The following is an 18,906-nucleotide window of genomic DNA, read 5'->3' as shown; positions in this document are numbered from 1 at the left end:
CTGGGTCTGCAAGGCTCTTGGCGCGTCCGCGTTGCAATGATAAGCCCGCCCCGACAGACCGCAGGAAGCATCCCATGACGATTACGCTCTATGATACCAAGCGCCGTGAAAAAGCCCCGTTCACGCCGATCGACCCGCAAAATGTGCGGATGTATGTGTGCGGTCCCACGGTCTACGATCGTGCGCATTTGGGTAACGCGCGTCCGGTCGTAGTGTTTGATGTGCTCTACCGTGTGCTGCGCCACACATATGGGGCGGATTGCGTCAAATACGTTCGCAATTTCACAGACGTTGATGACAAGATTAACGCCAAGGCGGCCGCAACGGGCCGCGCTATTGGCGACATTACGGATGAGACAATTAGCTGGTTTTTAAGTGACATGGGCGCGCTTGGCGCGCTTGAGCCTGATGCGGCCCCACGTGCGACCCAGTATATTCCGCAAATGATTGAAATGATTGAAGGCTTAATCGCATCGGGTCATGCCTACGCGGCAGAGGGCAATGTGCTTTTTGCGGTCGAAAGCTATGCGGAATACGGCGCGCTTTCGGGGCGATCTGTAGATGATATGATCGCTGGGGCCCGTGTTGAAGTGGCGCCCTATAAACGTAACCCGATGGACTTTGTGCTGTGGAAGCCATCGGATGCGCAAACGCCAGGTTGGGACAGCCCATGGGGGCGCGGCAGACCCGGCTGGCACATCGAATGCTCTGCCATGGCCCATGACCTTCTGGGCGCCGAATTTGATATCCACGGCGGGGGCAACGACCTTCAATTCCCCCACCACGAAAACGAGATCGCGCAAAGCTGTTGTGCCGGTCACGGGTTCGCAAAAGTGTGGCTGCACAATGAAATGCTGCAAGTTGAAGGCAAGAAAATGTCCAAATCGTTGGGCAATTTCTTCACGGTAAACGAGTTGTTAGACCAAGGGGTGTCTGGCGAGGTCATTCGATTTGTGATGCTGTCGACGCATTACCGCAAACCAATGGACTGGACTGAGAAAAAGCGCGCTGATGCGGAAAAAACCCTCGCGAAATGGCGCGGGCTTGCGGCAGACGGTGGACAGGTGTCCGCTTCGGTAATCCAAGCCCTTGGGGATGATCTAAACACTGCGGGGGCTATTGCCGAATTGCACCGCTTGGCTTCTGCGGGTGAGGGCGCGGCGCTGAAAGCATCGGCGCAGTTCTTGGGCTTGCTGGAGGTGGATGAGGCCGGTGACGCAGTTGATTTGTCCACACTTGAGGCGTGGCTGTCAGAGCTGCGGACACAGGCCATGGAAACTAAGGATTTCGGGGCCGTAGACGCGCTCAAGACCAAACTATTGGCTGCTGGCATTCAAGTGCAAATGTCAAAAGCGGGCGTCAGTCTCAGCGCGCCTTTGGGGTTTGATGCAGCAACGCTTGAGGAGCTGCTATGACCGAGCGGCTCTATATTTACGACACAACCCTGCGCGACGGACAACAGACCCAAGGGGTGCAGTTTCATACTCACGAAAAACAGCACATCGCCACTGTTCTTGATGATCTGGGCGTCGACTATATCGAGGGTGGTTGGCCCGGGGCGAACCCCACTGACAGCGCGTTTTTCGATGCAGCGCCCCAAACCAACGCGCAGATGACGGCGTTCGGGATGACCAAACGGGCAGGGCGCTCGGCGGCTAATGATGAGGTGCTTGCGGGTGTTTTGAACGCGGGCACGGGGGCTGTGTGTCTTGTGGGCAAAACCAGCGCGTTTCATGTGACAGATGCGCTCCGCATCACGCTTGAGGAAAACCTTGCCAATATCGCGGACAGCATTGCCCATATCGTGTCCCAAGGGCGCGAGGCGCTGCTGGACGCAGAGCATTTCTTTGACGGGTATTTGGCCGATCCGGCCTATGCGCTTGGATGTTTGCATGCGGCGATTGAAGCAGGCGCGCGGTGGGTTGTTTTGTGTGACACCAACGGCGGAAGTCTGCCCCAAGATGTGGCGCGCATCACTGCCGAGGTCATCAAAGCGGGCATCCCCGGTGACAAACTGGGAATTCACACCCACAACGACACCGAAAACGCCGTGGCGAATACTTTGGCGGCCGTTGATGCGGGGGCGCGTCACATTCAAGGCACGCTCAATGGTTTGGGGGAGCGGTGCGGCAACGCAAATTTAACCACGCTTTTGCCCATTCTGCTGTTGAAAGAACCTTATGCCAGCACGTTTCGGACAGGTGTCTCAGTCGATGCCCTAAAGGGTCTGACCAAGGCCTCGAGGATGCTGGATGATATCTTGAACCGCGTGCCCGCAAGACAGGCTGCTTTCGTGGGTGCATCAGCCTTTGCCCACAAGGCGGGATTGCACGCCAGCGCCATTTTGAAAAACCCCGCCACCTATGAGCACGTGGACCCTGCCGTTGTCGGCAACGCCCGCGTGATCCCCATGTCAAACCAAGCGGGACAGTCAAATCTGCGCAAGCGACTTGGGGATATGGGGCTTGAGGTTGCCAAAGATGACCCTGCGTTGGGGCGCATCCTGAACCGTGTAAAAGAACGCGAAGACGCGGGCTATTCGTTTGACACGGCGCAAGCCAGTTTTGAGTTGCTTGCGCGCCGCGAATTTGGCCAAGCGCCCGAGTTTTTTGAAGTCAAACGCTACAAAGTTACGGTTGAGCGGCGCAAAAACAAGCGTAACAAAATGGTAAGCCTTTCTGAGGCGGTGGTGGTTGTGAAAGTCGATGGGCAAAAGATGCTGTCAGTGTCGGAATCCATGGATGAAACCGGCAGTGACCGTGGGCCGGTGAACGCGCTTGCCAAGGCATTGGCCAAAGATCTTGGGCCTTATCAAACGCTGATTGATGATATTCGGTTGGTGGATTTCAAAGTGCGCATTACCCAAGGCGGCACCGAGGCCGTGACCCGTGTTGTCATTGACAGCGAAGACAGCGGCGGCAATCGCTGGTCTACGGTCGGGGTGTCTGCAAACATTGTGGACGCAAGTTTTGAAGCGTTGCTGGATGCGGTAAACTGGAAGCTGGTGCGCGATGTCGTTTGAAAGCTGTGCGGCCCTTGTTGAGCGCGCTGATCCGGACCGTTTTGCGGCCCTTATGTCTGCTCCGGTGGCGGTGCGCCGCGTATGTTTTCCGCTTTATGCCTTCAATATTGAGGTAAGCCGCGCGCCGTGGGTCACCAAAGAACCTATGATCGCTGAAATGCGGCTACAGTGGTGGCGTGACGCTTTGGAAGAGATCGGCCAAGGACGCGGTCGTCGTCATGAGGTGGTTGATGCGCTTGGGTCCGTACTTGATCCACGTGCGGCGGGTGATCTGGACGCGCTTGTCGCCGCGAGGCGGTGGGATGTCTACACAGACGCATTCGAGGACATGGCCGCCTTTGATGGCTACATCGAAGATACCTCTGGGCTGTTGTTGTGGACAGCTGTCCGGCTTTGCGGACAAGTGTCCGAAGAGACGCGGACAGATGTCCTGCGCTATGGTTTCGGGGTTGGGGTGGCCAATTGGCTGCGTGCGATCCCGCAGCTTCAAGACCGCGGATGTATTCCACTGGTGGACGGCACACCCCAAGGTGTGCGCGATTTAGCCGAACGGGCGCTGTCCGATATGAAGCACGCCAAGAGCAATTTGAGACACGTGTCCGCCCCTGCGCGCGCAGTATTGCGCAGCGGATGGCGGGCCGAGGCAACCCTGCTTGCGGCGCGCGATATCCCCGAACGTGTCATAGAAGGTCAGCTTGACGAAAGCCCCTTTGCGCGCAAACTTCGCCTAATGATGCTTAGCGCGCGCGGTGCGTTTTAGGCTGCAACAGCGGGCCTGCGCATCAGCCAGACAAGGGCACCGCCGGCCAACGCCAGAAATGGCACCATCGCGACGTTAACAGCGTTCCAACCTTCCACAACGTCACCGCCTGAACAGTTCATCAAGCCGCCCGACGCAAGCGAGGCAAGCGTTACACAGCCAAAGACGATGGCATCATTCATGCCTTGCACGCGTCCGCGCTCTTGCGGGCTATGGGCGGATGCAAGCATGGCTGTTGCGCCGATAAAGCCAAAGTTCCAACCGATCCCAAGCAACACCAACGCTGCGTAGAAATTCAGCAATTCCACCCCGGTAAGGGCAACGAGGCCCGCAAACCCAAGGATAACCAACCCCAAGGCGACAACGTTTTTTGCACCAAAACGGGCGATCACATGGCCCGTGAAAAATGATGGGACGAACATGGCAAGCACGTGGCTTGTCACCACGTTTGACGCGTCAGACGTGGAATACCCGCAGCCCACAACGGCCAATGGCGTTGAAGTCATCACAAGGTTCATTAATGAATATGTAACCATGCCACAGATGATCGCCACGGCGATCGTCGGGTCACGCAAGAGCTCTGCGCGGCTGCGACCGGCTTCGGCACCTGTGGCGGGTTTTGGCGGTTTCGGGATTTTGAGCGCAAAGAAAAGCACCAACCCCACAGCATTCAAAAGCGCTGCGGCCACGTAGACATTGAAAAAGCGCATCACGGTCTGATCGGGGTCCGCGGCGGTGATGAAGCTGACCAGTTGTGGGCCGATGATGGCACTGGTCAGACCACCTGCCATGACATAGGAAATCGCCTTGGGACGGAAACTTTCCGATGCGGTGTCAGCGGCGGCGAAGCGGTAAAAACCGTTTGCGCTCATATAGATACCGGTTAGGTAGCTGCCGAACAAAAAGACCAGAAAACTATCAAGCGTCAGCCCCCAGGCCGCAATACCTGCGCCTGCCATCCCGCCAAGGGTGCCGATCACAAAGCCCACGCGGCGCCCGTATGTTTGCATCACGTTCGACAGCCAAGGCGCCGTCGTCATGGAGCCCAAAACCACCATCGAAACGGGCAATGTCGCAAGGCACGCATAAGGCGACAGCTGTTGCCCCGCCAGTCCCGCCACCACAAACACCAGAGGAATTTGCGCGCCCATAACCGCTTGGCACAACACCAAGACAGCAACGTTTCGTTTGGCCAATGCGTCAGATGCAATGGCCGAGGTCGGTGCAGAGGTGGTCATGTCATGGGGCCTTACTTAGGTGTTGAAATCGATAATATGCGCAAACGAACCACAAACGCGACCCTCAATTAAGCCCATGTGGCTTAACGATGTGCCTTCGCTGTCTTTTGCGGCAAAAAGTGGTGCGCCATTTGCGCGTAATGTGGTGGCGTAGTGAAATTCGTGGGCGGGCAGTGGTGCGGTCGTATGGCCTGCAAAAAGGCTCGTGGTTTGGGGGGCGAGCGGCGTTAGGGACCGGTATCCCAGATGCAGCTTACGGTGCTGAAACGACGTTTCCAGATCCAGAAGTCCGGCCATTTTGTGGCGCGTTCCATCCGCGTCAATTAGGGCTGAGCCAAGCAGCATGTATCCGCCACATTCACCATATATATCAGTTGTTTGTGAGGCGCTCTTAAGGCTATTTATAAAGGTCGAATTGGCGGCGAGTTTTCCCGCATAAAGTTCGGGATAACCACCGGGTATGAAAACGAAATTCGCCTCAGGTACTACATCATTTCGCAGGGGCGAAAACGGTGTGATCTGCGCACCGGCCGCGCGCCACTCTTGCAACATGTGGGGATAAGAAAAGCGAAACGCCTCATCTTGGGCGATGGCGATACGTTGCGCGGGCGGTCTGATGGTTTTGGCAGCTGCGTGCGGTGCTTTACCAAGCGCCGCAAAAGGCAGCGCGCTTAGATCAATATGCGCCTCCGCCGTATCTGCGAGAGCGTCGAGCCATTCTATAAGGTCTGCGCGCTCATCTGCTTGGACCAAGCCCAAATGCCGCGAAGGGTGAGACAACTGTCCACTGCGCGGCACTGCCCCAATGATGGGGGGTAAGTCGGCCCACGCGCTTTCAATCATCCGGCGATGTTTGTAAGAGCCGACACGGTTCAAGATCACTGCTGCAATTTTGACATCCGGATCGTGAAGCATCATCCCACGCACCACGGCGGCAACGCTTTGCGCGGTTTTCGCGGCGTCCACGATCAAAACCACTGGCAGTCCCAAGGTTTTTGCAACCCGTGCGGCGCTGCCTTTGGCGTGGGGCAGTTCTCCGTCAAAGAGGCCCATCGCGCCTTCTACGATCAATGGGGCGGGGTCACTCTGTGCGCGCACCATGAGACAGGTGTTCGCCATCGCCCAGCCATCAAGGTTGAGGCACGCGCGGCCAGTCGCTGCAGAGTGAAACTGTGGGTCGATGTAATCAGGTCCGCATTTCGCGCCCCTAACGGGGCCTTTTCGAGCTAAGGCGCGCAAAATAGCGAGGGTCAGCGTTGTTTTACCCGCCCCGGAGCTTGGCGCGGCAACCATAAATCCAGTGTTGTTTCGGGCGAAAGACGAGGTGGCGGACATCTGTCCCCCTATGCGCTTTCTGCGGGGCGGCCACGGCCAAGCGGGTCCATGTCGCGTACTGACTCACCCGCTATTTGGCCCTGCCAATCAAGGACTTGGCGCATGCGAACGGCCTCACCGATACAGATGATCGCTGGGGGCTCAAGGCCGGCCGCGGCGATGTCGGCCTCCATTGTGCTGAGGGTCGTCTCAAGCACCTGTTGCGCGTCCGTTGTGGCCGTTGTGACGATGCCAACGGGTTCATGGGCGCTGCGACCACCTTCCATCAGCTCGGCGGCGATGCGGGCAATATGTTTCATGCCCATGTAAATAACGATGACCTGGCTGCCTTGGGCGATGGCGCGCCAATTAAGCGAGGAGGGCGTGTTGCCCGATTGATCATGGCCGGTCACGAAGGTCACAGATTGGTTAACGTCCCGGTGCGTTACAGGAATGCCTGCGTAGGCCAGCCCGCCGATGCCCGCGGAAATGCCGGGGATAATGCGGATCGGGATGCCGTGCTGCACAAGGGTCTGTGCTTCTTCACCGCCGCGCCCAAATACGAACGGATCACCGCCCTTAAGGCGCAGAACACGTTTGCCTGCACGGGCAAGATCAACCAGTCGAAGCGAGATATCGCGTTGTTTTGCCGAAGGTTTTCCGCCGCGCTTGCCTGCATAGATATGCTCGGCCTGCGGCGCCCACTCCAAAATCGCCTCTTGAACCAGCGCGTCATAAATCACCACATCTGCCTGTCGAAGAGCATTGAGCGCATGCAGCGTCAGCAGACCTGGGTCACCGGGGCCTGCACCACACAACCACACCCAACCCCGCTCAAGCGCGGGCCAGTTTTTGGACGTCAGTGGAGGAAACATAGAGTCGGACATATGCAACTTATGGCGCGCAAATTCGCAAACATGAAGCAGTAATGCGACATTACATACCCGCTTGGCGGCGCGAAATGCGCTGATATAGTCGGCGTCAAGGCAAAGGGACGTTTCACAGCAATGGCACGAAAACCAACAGGACCGTTGCGGCGCGGCTGGACCACAGGCGCATGTGCGACCGCTGCGGTGAAAGCGGCGCTGTTGCGGTTGCGAGACGGGACGTGGGGAGACACTGTCTCAATCACTTTGCCCAAAGGTGAGACACCTGTTTTTGTCCTTGAAACTACGGCTGTTGGCGAAGGCTGGGCCGAGGTGGGCATCATCAAGGATGCAGGTGACGATCCGGACGTTACCCATGGTGTGTTGATCAAAGCGCGGGTCGAACTTGGTGGAAGTGGCGTCAGCTTTCTTGCGGGCGAGGGTGTTGGACATGTCACCAAGGCAGGTCTGCCGATCGCGGTGGGTGAGCCCGCGATTAATCCGGTGCCACGCGCGATGATGGATGAAGTGGTTGCTGAGATTGGCTGGCAGACAGATGTCCGGATTACCATTTCAGTGCCAAATGGTGCGGCGATTGCACAAAAAACATGGAACCCGCGCCTTGGGATTGTGGGCGGTATTTCGATTCTGGGCACCACGGGCGTTGTGCGCCCGTTTAGCTGTGCGGCGTGGATCGCGAGCATTCACCGCGGTATTGATGTGGCCGTTGCCGAAGGGATGCCCCATGTGGCGGGGTGCACAGGTGCGACCTCAGAAAAAGTGGTGCAACAGCTGTACGGATTGCCTGATCATGGGATGCTCGACATGGGCGATTTCTCGGGTGGTTTGTTGAAATACCTGGCCAAAACGAACGTCCCGCACATCACGATTGGTGGTGGTATTGGAAAACTGGTGAAGCTGGCGCAAGGCGCGGTTGATCTGCACTCTGGACGATCGCAGGTTGACTTTAACTCTTTGTCACAAGCTGTTGATAATGAAATGATTAAAGGCGCAAATACGGCGCTTGAAGCTTATGAAATTGTGGGGCCAGCTGTTGCGGAATGGGCCGCAGAAACGGCGCAGGTCGAAATTCAAAAACAGCTTCGTGGTGCAGGTATCACAAGTGATGTGGTGTTGATTGACCGCGCAGGAAAAATCCTTGCGCGCGCGGGAGACCGGCCATGAAAGTTCTGTTGCTTGCAGGCTCTGGCGAAGGGCGGGTTCTGGCCGATGCGCTGTATAAAATGGGCGTTAACGCGGTGGCGTCCCTTGCGGGTGCCACCCGTCAGGCAAAACCACTGGCGCTGCCGACGCGCGTTGGCGGGTTCGGGGGCGAAGACGGGTTTTGCGAGTATCTTGAGCGCGAAGAGATTACGCATATTTTGGATGCAACGCACCCATTTGCCAGTCGGATATCCCATAGAACTGCATTAGCTTCGGCCCGTAAAGGATTGAAGTATATGCAATACCTAAGACCCGCGTGGACAGCGCAGGCGGGTGATCAATGGTACCATATCCGAGATGAGATAGATGTCCTGGGATTGCTCAAGAAAACGCCATCGACGGTGTTTTTGGCCACGGGACGTCAGACCCTTGAACGGTTTGCGAACCTTGAAGGGCACCGTGTCATTTGCCGCCAGATTGATCCGCCCACGTCACCATTTCCCTTTGAGGGGGGCGAGTATTGCATTGGTCGGCCTCCGTTTTCAGTGGGACGCGAAGTGGAGTTGTTTGAGGCACTTGGGGTGGATTTATTGGTGGTAAAAAACGCGGGCGGCACGGCGAGCCGGTCAAAACTGGATGCAGCGGCGCTGTTGGGGTTGCCCGTTGCGATGATTGAACGGCCCCCACAACCGGATACGCCAAAAGTTGATACGATTGAGGCAGCCCTTGATTGGGTGCGGGCGTGTTGATCAACCGAATTGAAACTTTGGCAGATGTTACCTTTGGCGCCCAAGAGTTGATCAAGATTGAACCCCGTTTTGCGCCTGCTTTATAAGTGACCGCGCCTTTACTGCTTAGGCGCAAGCCTGACGGGTTTGCGGCCCTGATGTCCGCAATTGTGGGTCAGCAAGTCAGTGTTGCCGCCGCCCGCGCGATTGAGGCGAAGTGCGTGGCATGTGGTCTGGCCGATCCCGCAACCGTGCGCAGCGCGGCAGAGGATGAGATGCATGCCTGCGGATTAAGCCGTCAGAAAGTGAAATATCTCAAAGCATTAGCCGAGGCGCGGCTAGATTATGATGCCCCTCGGGCTGCGCCAACAGACGATGTGGTACGCACTTTGGTAGCTGTGCCCGGCATTGGGCCCTGGACAGCAGAGATTTATGCAATGTTCTCGTTGGGGCACGCGGATGTGTTTGCCCACGGCGATTTGGCGCTTCAGGAGGCGACGCGATTATTGTTTGAGTTGCCGTCCCGCCCGACCGAGCGCGCGATGCGCGCTATCGCAGCCGAATGGGCCCCTTGGCGCGCGGTTGCAGCGCGGCTCTTGTGGGCATACTACCATGTTGAAAAGCAAAGGGATGGGATCTCATGACACGGGTTTTGGATGCAAAAGTGCGCGCGCCGCACTCTGGTGATTTACGCAGTGCGGTGGTGTTTTTGCACGGCTACGGGGCAAATGGCGCTGATTTGATTGGCCTTTCGGACCCGCTGGCGGAACATATGCCCGACACGATGTTCATTAGCCCCGATGCCCCGCAAGAATGTGATGGCGCCCCGATGGGCCGTCAGTGGTTTCCGATCCCGTGGATTGACGGATCAAGCGAAGAAGAAAGTCGCGCAGGGTTGTTTCAAGCGGCGGATGATTTGAACGCGTTTCTTGACGGGATCATGGTCGATAATGATTTGCTGCCCGAGCAAGTGGTCGTACTTGGGTTCAGCCAAGGCACGATGATGGCGCTACACGTGTTGCCGCGCCGCGAAGATGCAGTTGCGGGCGTGGTTGGCTTTTCTGGACGCTTGCTTGAGCCGGATACTCTACCTGATGAGGTAGAGAGCCACTTTCCCGTTTTGTTGGTGCACGGTGATGAAGATGATGTTGTGCCTGTGCAGTCTCTGCCTGCGGCGGTTGAGGGGCTTCAGGCGGCGAAATTCCGTGATGTGTTCGCCCATGTGATGAATGGCACAGCCCACGGAATTGCCCCTGACGGGTTATCTGTTGCGCTGGCTTTTATGCGCGAACAGCTCGGATATCAGTAACTTAGCGGGCGGCCGTTAGGTTAAGTGATACATCCACACCGAAGCCCAACGTGCCTTCGTCGGCCGCACCGATGCTAAAATCGGTGCGATCAAGCCGTGTTGCGCCCGACATTGTGGCAAGCCCGTCCACGATGCTCAGATCAAACGTAAACTCGACCGGAATGCTTTGCCCCTTAAGCGTGAGCGTGCCGGTTGATGCGTATTGATCCGCCTCAATATGGCTGATCCGCCCTTCATAAATGGCCGTTGGGTGGGTCGCCGCGTCAAAATATTCCGCCCCGAGCGCTTGGGGCGTGACAGACCCGATGCTGAGCGACGCGATGTTGATGGTGGTTGTGACGCTGCCGGTTTTGGCGGTTTCATCGAAAGTGATCGCGCTTGTCCAGTCGCTGAAGCTGCCATTAGTCTGGCTGCCGAATTGTGTCACGGCGATCCCGATTTCGCCGGACTGAACCGTCCAGTCGCTTGCAACGCTTTCAAGCGCTGCGGTGGTTTGACCCGCGTCGCTGCGATAAAGTCCAAGGCTTTGGCCGACGCCAAGCGCGATGACCCAAACCGCCAGCGCCCCAAGGATGGCTGTTTTTGCGCTGTGTTGTTGCGGGCGGGGGCCGACTGCGGTTGTGCCGAACCACATGCGGCGCAGGGTGGCGTCTTTGTCTATCACGTGATGTTTCAGCGCACCGGCGATGTGCAGCAACAGGCTGGCAACCAGCACCCGCTCAAACATAACGTGCAACCCTTCGAATAGATGTGCGGTACTGTCAGATTTGGCTACAAACGGCAGGTCCTGCCCGAAAGGCCACCAGATTGGCGCAAATCCAGAGGTCGCCGCGTGGTGAATCCAACCTGTCACGGGCACCAACACGAGCGAGCCGTAAAGCAACCAATGGATCATGCTGGCCAGCCAATGCTCTGCCTTTTTGTCACCGTTCAACGCCTCCGGCTTTGGTTGGCTGATGGCCCAAGCGATGCGCGCAAGGGCAGTAAACAATATCGTAAGGCCGATGGTTTTGTGGAGGCTAAACACGAACGCAGCGCGGGCCACGGTTTGCGCATCCGCGCCATTGGCTTCAATGGCGTGGGCCAGATTGTTGCCGTAGATGCCAAGGGGGATCACCAAAAAGATGCCAAGGGCAATGGTCCAGTGAAAGAGTTTGGTGATGATGCCGTAGTGGCTGGCGGTGTTGGACAGCATGGGACGTTCCTTGGTCATAACAAATTACGGGTGAGGGTACAGCGAAGTGTAGGGCGGACAACTCTCCATCGTTGAACAATATGTGTGCGCGGTTTAGACACTCAGTCAACATAATGTGGAGACAACCATGAGCAGAGCATTTATTTTTCCTGGACAAGGTGCACAAACCATCGGAATGGGTAAAGCGCTGGCAGATGCCTATCCCGCGGCGCGTGCAGTTTTTGAAGAAGTAGACACGGCCTTGGGCGAGTCGCTGTCGACGTTGATTTGGGAAGGTGACCAGCAAGAGCTGACGTTGACCCACAATGCGCAGCCTGCGTTGATGGCAACATCAATTGCGGCGTTCAAGGCGTTGGAAACAGAAGGTTTTGATATTTCTGACGCCAGCTTTGTGGCCGGTCACTCCCTTGGGGAATATTCCGCGTTGGCCGCGTCTGGTGCGATTAGTATTGCGGATACGGCGCGTTTGTTGCGCATCCGCGGCGAAGCCATGCAAAAGGCCGTGCCAGTTGGATTGGGCGCGATGGCGGCGTTGCTTGGCCTTGATTTTGAGACGGCCCAAGCCGTGGCCAAAGAGGCAGCTGAAGCCGGCGACGGCGAAGTGTGTCAGGCAGCAAATGACAATGACCCAGGCCAAGTTGTGGTTTCGGGGCACAAGGCGGCCGTGGAGCGCGCCGTTGAAATCGCTAAGGAAAAGGGCGCAAAACGTGCCGTGTTATTGCCGGTTAGCGCACCTTTCCATTGTGCGTTGATGCAGCCGGCAGCGGATGTGATGGCTGATGCGCTGGCGCTGGTTGATGTTTCTGCCCCCAAGGTACCGCTGGTGGCCAATGTTTTGGCCGAGGCAGTTACGGACCCCGTGCGCATTCGCGAATTGCTGGTTGAGCAGGTGACTGGCTCTGTGCGCTGGCGCGAAAGTGTGGCGTGGATGGGGGCCCAAGGGGTTGCCGAAATGTGGGAAATTGGTGCGGGCAAAGCACTGTCTGGCATGGTGCGCCGCATCAACCGCGACATCGCCTGTGCCGCTGGAGGCACCCCTGATGATATTGCAAAACTGAAAACCGCCTAAGCGCGCGGAGGAGACTAAAAAAATGTTCGATTTGTCTGGTAAATGTGCCCTTATCACTGGTGCTTCTGGTGGTATTGGTGGCGAAATTGCAAGAACGCTTCACGCTGCGGGCGCCACAGTTGGCCTGTCTGGCACCCGTGTTGAGCCGCTCCAAGCTTTGGCGGATGAGCTGGGTGAACGCGCCCATGTTTTGCCGTGCAACTTGTCTGATGCAGAGGCTGTGACAGCCCTGCCAAAGCAAGCCGCCGATGCCATGGGTTCCGTTGACATCTTGGTCAACAACGCAGGGATCACACGCGACAATCTTTTTATGCGCATGTCAGAAGAAGAATGGCTGAGCGTGCTCGATGTAAACCTGACCAGCACCATGCGCCTGTGTAAAGGTGCGATCCGTGGCATGATGAAGGCGCGTTGGGGCCGGATCATCAACATCAGCTCTGTTGTGGGCAGCACGGGCAACCCGGGTCAGGCAAACTATGCGGCATCAAAAGCGGGTATGGTCGGCATGTCAAAGTCACTTGCCTATGAGGTTGCATCCCGCGGGATTACTGTGAATTGCGTGGCGCCCGGATTTATTACCACGGCGATGACCGATAAACTGACTGACGATCAAAAATCGAGCATTTTGACCAACGTTCCTGCAGGCCGCATGGGCGAAGCTGCCGAAATCGGTGCGGCGGTGCTATATCTGGCGAGCGCTGAGGCCGGATATATGACGGGTGCGACCTTGCATGTGAACGGCGGCATGGCCATGTACTAGGCTCTGAGGTGAGGCTATTTACGGCTTTACCCAGCGTTATCGAAAGCGTTTGCCTTATCATGAAATTGTGGTAAGTCGCGCCATGAGAAGGGAGGGTCGGCAATGTCGCTCTCCTTAGGGGCCTTAAAATTAGGCATTAGACCAAGGTCCTTACAGGACGATATTAAAGACGAGGATTGCCATGAGCGACGTTGCAGATCGAATAAAGAAAATTGTTGTTGAGCACCTGGGTGTTGAAGAAGACAAAGTTGTAGAAAACGCGTCTTTTATCGACGATCTTGGCGCAGACAGCTTGGACACGGTTGAGCTGGTTATGGCGTTCGAAGAAGAGTTTGGCATTGAGATCCCAGACGACGCTGCTGAAACCATCCAGTCTTTCGGCGATGCAGTGAAATTCATCACAGAAGCTGCTTAAGGCACGCTTCGCGCCCCGCAACTGCGGGAGCTGCAAGATAGCAAACGGCGCTCCAGTTGGGGCGCCGTTTCGCGTTTTAGGCCTGTTTTTGTAAAAAAGGTGGGCGGTGAGGCGCTGATTGGTGTGCAAGCCCTTGCCCCTGAGTGTTGTGGCGCGGTATGTGGTAGCCACCATAGGCAGTACTAAATTGGGGGAAAACCGATGCGCCGTGTCGTTGTTACAGGTCTTGGAATGGTTTCGCCGCTTGGCGACGGTGTGGATGTGACGTGGTTACGTCTGCTTGAAGGGCAATCCGGTGCCGGCCCCATCACGAGATTTGACGCCAGCCACCTTGGCACGACCTACGCCTGCGAAGTGCCGCGCGGCGAGGGAGAGGGTGATTTCAACGCTGAAGCGTATTTGCCCCCCAAAGAACAGCGCAAAATTGATGATTTCATTTTGTACGGTGTTGCAGCGGCGGACCAAGCGATAGCCGATTCTGGCTGGGTTCCTGAGAGCGATGACGATCGGTTCCGCACAGGTGTGATGATCGGGTCCGGCATTGGTGGGCTGAATTCAATCGCCGATACTGCCGTTTTGCTGAAGGAAAAAGGCCCGCGCCGCGTGTCGCCTTTCTTTATTCCCGGCGCGTTGATCAACTTGGTAAGTGGGCAAGTCAGCATCAAATACGGTCTGAAAGGCCCCAACCATGCGGTTGTGACGGCTTGTTCAACCGGTGCGCACGCCATTGGTGACGCGGCCCGTTTGATTGCGCTTGATGATGCGGATGTGATGGTTGCTGGTGGCGCTGAAAGCCCTATTTCCGAGATCGGTGTCGCAGGTTTTAACGCGTGTAAGGCGCTGTCGACCAAGCGCGCAGATGATCCAACTAAGGCTAGCCGTCCTTGGGACGCGGACCGTGACGGGTTTGTCATGGGTGAGGGCGCGGGCGTCGTTGTTCTGGAAGAATATGAGCACGCAAAGGCGCGCGGTGCCAAGATTTACGCCGAGATTTTGGGCTATGGTCTGTCAGGCGACGCGCACCATATCACTGCGCCGCCCCCCAACCATGAGGGAGCCGAGCGGTCGATGCGTGCTGCCGTAAAGCGCGCGGGCATTGCACCGAGCGAGATTGATTACGTCAACGCCCATGGCACATCCACGATGGCCGACACCATTGAGCTTGGTGCGGTTGAGCGTGTTCTTGGGGATGCGGCGTCTGAGTGTTCCATGTCGTCGACCAAGTCAGCCATTGGCCATCTGCTGGGTGCAGCCGGTGCGGTTGAGGCGATCTTCTGTATTCTGGCGATCCGCGATCAAGTGGCGCCGCCCACACTCAACCTTGAGAACGTGGACTGTGAGCACACGATTAATCTGATTGGTCCAGAAAAGCGCGAGCGCAAGATTGATACTGTGCTCTCTAACTCGTTTGGGTTCGGTGGTACAAACGCCAGCCTGATCATGGGTAAGGTGCGATAAGCCATGTGGCGGCACGTCGTTTCTAATGCGTTGACGTTGGCAATTGTAATCCTGTTTCTTGTGGGCGGCGTGATCGTTTGGGGAACTTCGCAGTATAAAGACGACGGGCCGCTCGCCGAGGCTATTTGTTTACAAGTGCCGTCGGGTGCGTCGATGGGATCGGTTAGTGCCGATCTTGCGGAGCGGGGTGCTGTGAGCAATGCACGCATTTTCCGGCTTGGGGCAGATTATTCCGAGAAAGCGTCTCAGCTTAAGGCGGGTTCGTTCTTGATTGAAGCGGGCGCATCTATGGAGCAGATCGTTGATGTGGTGACACGCGGTGGGCGCAATACATGCGGCACCGAAGTGGTGTTCCGCGTTGGCGTGACACGTAAGCAAGTACAAGTCCGTCAGCTTGATCCCGCCACCAACCGTTATGTTGAGCAGGCGCGGTTTGAGCCACAAGTAGAGCCTGTGGCTCCTGTCTATACCGCCGCGCTGGATGCCTCTGACACGTTGATCCGTTTTGCAGTTGCCGAAGGTGTGACCAGTTGGACCATTGTTGATGCGCTCAACAACATTGATTTCCTGAGCGGTGAGGTGGCCTCTGTTCCATCCGAGGGAAGCCTTGCGCCCGACAGCTATGAGATCAGCAAAGGTCAGGACCGGAACGAGATTCTAGCGGATATGGCCGCCCGTCAGAAACGCATTTTGGCCCAGGCTTGGGCTGAGCGTGCGGATGACGTTGAAGTTGAGACGCCTCAAGAGGCGTTGATCCTTGCTTCCATCATTGAAAAAGAGACCGCAGTTGCAGAAGAGCGCGGTCAAGTGGCCAGTGTTTTCACCAATCGTTTGAAACGCGGGATGCGTCTGCAAACGGACCCTACGGTGATCTACGGCATCACCAAGGGCGAGGGGATTTTGGGCCGCGGGCTGCGCCGCAGTGAGTTGCGCGCCGAAACCCCTTGGAACACTTATGTTATTCCGGCCTTGCCGCCGACCCCCATTGCCAATCCGGGACGGGCCAGCATTGAGGCGGCGTTGAACCCCGAGAGTACTGATTTGTTGTTCTTTGTGGCCGATGGCACCGGTGGGCACGCGTTTGCGCGCACCCTTGATGAGCATAACGCCAATGTTGCCAAGTGGCGCAAGATCGAAGCTGAGCGTAACGCTAACTAAGTGTTGGGCTTTGCTGCGCGCCTTATTTTTAAGGCAAGATGATGGTTAACTCTCTGTTTCTTTTCGGAAAATTAAGCATATCGCGCGGTGGGGTGTTGCGCCTCTCCGCGTTGGAAACTTTGACTTTTGGCGCTTTTTGAAGGTATAACTTGGCTATAGATAGGAGAGACTGCCTAGGATGAACGGCTGGTAAAAGTCAGGGTCCTATAACGCTTTTTCGGTCTGTGGAGGGGGTAACACCCAAACATAGGCACCAAATTATGAGCAACATGAACCATGACGCGTTTGACCAGACGGAAGATAGTTTGGCTGCAGCGTTGGATCAAATGAGCCGCTATGAGCGATTTATCGAGGCGGCATTACGGAAAATTGAGAGCGGCGAGATGGATGGGGCCAAGGGTCTGTCCACCCATTTGAGTGGCCTCATGAAGGGCCGGGATGCCGTGATCGCAGAACGAGGACAATTGCGAGATGATGAGCTTAAGCGACGCGACCGCATCACCGAACACGATATCGATTTCGATGCCCGACGATCTGAAATCGCTGGCCATTTGCAGGTGAAGCGCGGCGATAGCCTTATCACTGCGCAGTGGGTGAGGCGGACGCGGATTGACGGAGATCATTGGGATGGATTTGATGTGCCTGTCGGTGAGATGCGCGAGCAATATTTGATAAGGTTGCGCGATGAAACTGGCGTGAAACTTGAACAAACGGTGACGAGCACCACCCCTGTGCTTAATGAGCCGTTAAGTATCAGTGGTAATCTAATCTTTGAAGTCGCACAGCTTTCGGATCGTTTTGGACCAGGACCATTTGCACAGATTGCCGTGCCTTAAGCACATATTTTGACCATTGTTATGTATACTTTTTTGGTTGGCGCTACATATGTGCTAGGTTAGGGGCAGGCGTAAAGGAGACCACCGATGGCAAATGTTCGCACGACAAGCCGCAGCATCGACCCGATTTGGGAGCAGGTGCAAGAAGAAGCGCATCAAGCGATTGTTGATGAGCCGCTTTTGGGCGGATTGGTGCACAGCTCTTTGTTGCATCATGCGACTTTCGAGCGGGCTTTGTCCTATCGATTGGCGTTGAAATTATCGTCCGGTGAAATGTCAGAGCAGCTGATTGCTGAAATCGCAGATGCCGCCTATGTCCGTAATCCGGCGTTGGGTTTGGCGGCGCGGGCTGATTTGGCTGCGGTTTATGACCGTGATCCGGCGTGTCACCGTTTGATGCAGCCGCTCCTTTATTTCAAAGGCTTTCAGGCAGTTCAGGCACACCGTGTCGCTAACGCATTGTGGCGCGAAGGGCGCGCTGACCTTGCGTATTTCATTCAGATGCGAACCTCAGAAATGTTCGGAATTGATATTCACCCTGGGGCCACGATTGGTCAGGGGATCATGATTGACCATGCCCATTCTATCGTGATCGGTGAAACCGCGGTGGTGGGCGATAATGTGTCAATGTTACACTCAGTAACTCTTGGCGGTACCGGTAAAGAAGATGATGACCGCCACCCAAAAATTGGCGACGGTGTGTTGATCGGGGCGGGCGCGCATGTGCTTGGAAACATTTCAATCGGGCAATGCTGCCGGATTGCCGCCGGATCTGTTGTGCTTGAAGATGTGCCGCCTATGAAAACGGTCGCTGGTGTACCGGCGAGAATAGTTGGCGAGGCGGGGTGCTCTCAGCCATCAATTAGCATGGATCAGTTGTTGCGCGGCTCAATGATCGAGTAGAGTGATACTTCAGTATTTGAAAAGGCCGCTATGGGGTATCTCATAGCGGCCTTTTTGTTTGGTATCAGTTAGTTAACTGGTGAGGTTTTACGCAAGCATCCCAAAGGGATTTTCGAGGTTGTGCTTGATTGTGTTCAACAAGTTCGCACCTAAAGCCCCATCAATGACACGGTGGTCAACTGACATTGTGGTGGACATAACGGTGGCGACTTTCAGCTCTCCGTCTGCACCGACGACAGGTTTCTTTGCACCTGCACCCACAGCCAAAATCGCTGAGTGGGGTGGGTTGATGATGGCGTCGAAGTTGTCGATGCCGAACATACCCAAGTTGGAGATTGCAAAACTACCGCCTTGGTACTCATGAGGAGCCAGCTTGCGATCGCGCGCACGAGACGCCATGTCTTTCATCTGCGTGGAAAGCGTAGAAAGTGACTTTTGATCGGCGTCTTGTAGCACAGGGGTGAAAAGTCCGCCCTCAATTGCCACTGCAACAGCAACATCAGAACGTTCCATTTTGAGTGTTCTGTCACCGGCCCAAACCGCGTTTGCTTCAGGCACCTGTTGCAGTGCAGTTGCGCAGGCTTTGATGATGAAGTCGTTTACCGATAGTTTGATGCCACGAGGCTCTAGCGTTGCGTTGATCTCAGCGCGGAACTTCAAAAGCGCATCAAGCTCAATGTCGCGGCGCAGGTAGAAGTGTGGCACAGATTG

Annotated in this window: 19 protein-coding genes; 14 read left to right on the top strand and 5 right to left on the bottom strand. The window is 56.2% G+C overall.

The features are described from left to right. Nucleotides 1-74 precede the first annotated feature (74 nt). Genes cysS through ACTF5M_RS04600 form a run of 3 tightly spaced genes read left to right on the top strand, consistent with a single transcriptional unit; the run spans nt 75 to nt 3,782 of the window. Nucleotides 75-1,415, top strand: coding sequence for a cysteine--tRNA ligase (gene cysS / locus ACTF5M_RS04610; RefSeq protein ID WP_438959905.1), 1,341 nt, complete (start codon nt 75-77; stop codon nt 1,413-1,415). Further along, nucleotides 1,412-3,022: a citramalate synthase gene (gene cimA / locus ACTF5M_RS04605; protein ID WP_438959904.1), complete on the top strand. Its 1,611-nt coding sequence runs from the start codon at nt 1,412-1,414 to the stop codon at nt 3,020-3,022. The genes cysS and cimA overlap by 4 nt, the downstream gene beginning before the upstream one ends. Then, a complete protein-coding gene (locus ACTF5M_RS04600; protein ID WP_438959903.1) occupies nt 3,012-3,782 on the top strand; it encodes a squalene/phytoene synthase family protein in 771 nt (256 codons plus the stop codon). Before cimA ends, ACTF5M_RS04600 begins: the two co-directional genes overlap by 11 nt. Here the strand turns inward: ACTF5M_RS04600 and ACTF5M_RS04595 are convergent. From ACTF5M_RS04595 to cobA, 3 genes are read right to left on the bottom strand one after another with little or no spacing between them, the layout of a single operon-like run. Then, nucleotides 3,779-5,020, bottom strand: coding sequence for an MFS transporter (locus ACTF5M_RS04595; protein WP_438959902.1), 1,242 nt, complete (start codon nt 5,018-5,020; stop codon nt 3,779-3,781). The genes ACTF5M_RS04600 and ACTF5M_RS04595 overlap by 4 nt on opposite strands. Nucleotides 5,021-5,035: 15 nt before the next feature. Further along, nucleotides 5,036-6,355, bottom strand: coding sequence for a cobyrinate a,c-diamide synthase (locus tag ACTF5M_RS04590; RefSeq protein WP_438959901.1), 1,320 nt, complete (start codon nt 6,353-6,355; stop codon nt 5,036-5,038). Nucleotides 6,356-6,363: 8 nt separating this feature from the next. After that, nucleotides 6,364-7,209: a uroporphyrinogen-III C-methyltransferase gene (gene cobA, locus ACTF5M_RS04585; RefSeq protein WP_438959900.1), complete on the bottom strand. Its 846-nt coding sequence runs from the start codon at nt 7,207-7,209 to the stop codon at nt 6,364-6,366. A gap of 132 nt (nt 7,210-7,341) precedes the next feature. Here cobA and ACTF5M_RS04580 point away from each other — a divergent pair, with 132 nt between their 5' ends. The 4 genes from ACTF5M_RS04580 (at nt 7,342) to ACTF5M_RS04565 (ending at nt 10,401) form a co-directional block, all read left to right on the top strand. Beyond that, on the top strand, nt 7,342-8,385 hold the full coding sequence (locus ACTF5M_RS04580) for a cobalt-precorrin-5B (C(1))-methyltransferase (protein WP_438959899.1): 1,044 nt from the start codon (nt 7,342-7,344) through the stop codon (nt 8,383-8,385). Next, entirely contained in the window at nt 8,382-9,113 is a 732-nt protein-coding gene (locus ACTF5M_RS04575; RefSeq protein WP_438959898.1) for a cobalt-precorrin-6A reductase, read from the top strand. The genes ACTF5M_RS04580 and ACTF5M_RS04575 overlap by 4 nt, the downstream gene beginning before the upstream one ends. Nucleotides 9,114-9,199: 86 nt before the next feature. Then, a complete protein-coding gene (locus ACTF5M_RS04570) occupies nt 9,200-9,736 on the top strand; it encodes a DNA-3-methyladenine glycosylase family protein (RefSeq protein ID WP_438959897.1) in 537 nt (178 codons plus the stop codon). Further along, nucleotides 9,733-10,401, top strand: a complete 669-nt coding sequence (locus tag ACTF5M_RS04565; protein WP_438959896.1) for an alpha/beta hydrolase — start codon at nt 9,733-9,735, stop codon at nt 10,399-10,401. Before ACTF5M_RS04570 ends, ACTF5M_RS04565 begins: the two co-directional genes overlap by 4 nt. Nucleotide 10,402: 1 nt before the next feature. Here the strand turns inward: ACTF5M_RS04565 and ACTF5M_RS04560 are convergent, their stop codons facing one another. Beyond that, nucleotides 10,403-11,596 carry a cytochrome b/b6 domain-containing protein gene (locus tag ACTF5M_RS04560; protein ID WP_438959895.1) on the bottom strand — a complete coding sequence of 398 codons (1,194 nt, stop codon included), beginning with the start codon at nt 11,594-11,596 and terminating at the stop codon, nt 10,403-10,405. A gap of 127 nt (nt 11,597-11,723) precedes the next feature. Between ACTF5M_RS04560 and fabD the strand changes: the two genes are divergently transcribed. From fabD to cysE, 7 genes are all read left to right on the top strand, one after another. Next, nucleotides 11,724-12,665, top strand: a complete 942-nt coding sequence (gene fabD, locus ACTF5M_RS04555) for an ACP S-malonyltransferase (protein WP_438959894.1) — start codon at nt 11,724-11,726, stop codon at nt 12,663-12,665. 22 nt (nt 12,666-12,687) lie between these two features. Further along, nucleotides 12,688-13,425, top strand: a complete 738-nt coding sequence (gene fabG / locus ACTF5M_RS04550; RefSeq protein WP_438959893.1) for a 3-oxoacyl-[acyl-carrier-protein] reductase — start codon at nt 12,688-12,690, stop codon at nt 13,423-13,425. Nucleotides 13,426-13,606: 181 nt separating this feature from the next. Beyond that, nucleotides 13,607-13,840, top strand: coding sequence for an acyl carrier protein (locus ACTF5M_RS04545; protein ID WP_438959892.1), 234 nt, complete (start codon nt 13,607-13,609; stop codon nt 13,838-13,840). A 201-nt stretch (nt 13,841-14,041) separates the two neighbouring features. Continuing rightward, entirely contained in the window at nt 14,042-15,298 is a 1,257-nt protein-coding gene (gene fabF / locus ACTF5M_RS04540) for a beta-ketoacyl-ACP synthase II (protein ID WP_438959891.1), read from the top strand. Nucleotides 15,299-15,301: 3 nt separating this feature from the next. Beyond that, nucleotides 15,302-16,456: an endolytic transglycosylase MltG gene (gene mltG, locus ACTF5M_RS04535; RefSeq protein WP_438959890.1), complete on the top strand. Its 1,155-nt coding sequence runs from the start codon at nt 15,302-15,304 to the stop codon at nt 16,454-16,456. A gap of 260 nt (nt 16,457-16,716) precedes the next feature. Beyond that, nucleotides 16,717-17,292 carry a hypothetical protein gene (locus tag ACTF5M_RS04530; protein WP_438959889.1) on the top strand — a complete coding sequence of 192 codons (576 nt, stop codon included), beginning with the start codon at nt 16,717-16,719 and terminating at the stop codon, nt 17,290-17,292. An 87-nt stretch (nt 17,293-17,379) separates the two neighbouring features. Then, on the top strand, nt 17,380-18,195 hold the full coding sequence (gene cysE / locus ACTF5M_RS04525; RefSeq protein WP_438959888.1) for a serine O-acetyltransferase: 816 nt from the start codon (nt 17,380-17,382) through the stop codon (nt 18,193-18,195). 87 nt (nt 18,196-18,282) lie between these two features. On the opposite strand, the gene ACTF5M_RS04520 is transcribed toward cysE, so the two are convergent. Next, a partial coding sequence (locus ACTF5M_RS04520; protein WP_438959887.1) for a 2-oxo acid dehydrogenase subunit E2 occupies nt 18,283-18,906 on the bottom strand: 624 nt, incomplete at its 5' end.

Source organism: Nereida sp. (assembly GCF_965655635.1).
Taxonomy (GTDB): domain Bacteria; phylum Pseudomonadota; class Alphaproteobacteria; order Rhodobacterales; family Rhodobacteraceae; genus Nereida.
This window is presented reverse-complemented; position numbering and strand designations above follow the sequence as displayed.

Coding starts and splice junctions, on each gene's coding strand:
- cysS (WP_438959905.1), top strand. CDS start 75: ATGACGATTACGCTCTATGATACCAAGCGCCGTGAAAAAGCCCCGTTC.
- cimA (WP_438959904.1), top strand. CDS start 1,412: ATGACCGAGCGGCTCTATATTTACGACACAACCCTGCGCGACGGACAA.
- ACTF5M_RS04600 (WP_438959903.1), top strand. CDS start 3,012: ATGTCGTTTGAAAGCTGTGCGGCCCTTGTTGAGCGCGCTGATCCGGAC.
- ACTF5M_RS04595 (WP_438959902.1), bottom strand. CDS start 5,020: ATGACCACCTCTGCACCGACCTCGGCCATTGCATCTGACGCATTGGCC.
- ACTF5M_RS04590 (WP_438959901.1), bottom strand. CDS start 6,355: ATGTCCGCCACCTCGTCTTTCGCCCGAAACAACACTGGATTTATGGTT.
- cobA (WP_438959900.1), bottom strand. CDS start 7,209: ATGTTTCCTCCACTGACGTCCAAAAACTGGCCCGCGCTTGAGCGGGGT.
- ACTF5M_RS04580 (WP_438959899.1), top strand. CDS start 7,342: ATGGCACGAAAACCAACAGGACCGTTGCGGCGCGGCTGGACCACAGGC.
- ACTF5M_RS04575 (WP_438959898.1), top strand. CDS start 8,382: ATGAAAGTTCTGTTGCTTGCAGGCTCTGGCGAAGGGCGGGTTCTGGCC.
- ACTF5M_RS04565 (WP_438959896.1), top strand. CDS start 9,733: ATGACACGGGTTTTGGATGCAAAAGTGCGCGCGCCGCACTCTGGTGAT.
- ACTF5M_RS04560 (WP_438959895.1), bottom strand. CDS start 11,596: ATGCTGTCCAACACCGCCAGCCACTACGGCATCATCACCAAACTCTTT.
- fabD (WP_438959894.1), top strand. CDS start 11,724: ATGAGCAGAGCATTTATTTTTCCTGGACAAGGTGCACAAACCATCGGA.
- fabG (WP_438959893.1), top strand. CDS start 12,688: ATGTTCGATTTGTCTGGTAAATGTGCCCTTATCACTGGTGCTTCTGGT.
- ACTF5M_RS04545 (WP_438959892.1), top strand. CDS start 13,607: ATGAGCGACGTTGCAGATCGAATAAAGAAAATTGTTGTTGAGCACCTG.
- fabF (WP_438959891.1), top strand. CDS start 14,042: ATGCGCCGTGTCGTTGTTACAGGTCTTGGAATGGTTTCGCCGCTTGGC.
- mltG (WP_438959890.1), top strand. CDS start 15,302: ATGTGGCGGCACGTCGTTTCTAATGCGTTGACGTTGGCAATTGTAATC.
- ACTF5M_RS04530 (WP_438959889.1), top strand. CDS start 16,717: ATGAGCAACATGAACCATGACGCGTTTGACCAGACGGAAGATAGTTTG.
- cysE (WP_438959888.1), top strand. CDS start 17,380: ATGGCAAATGTTCGCACGACAAGCCGCAGCATCGACCCGATTTGGGAG.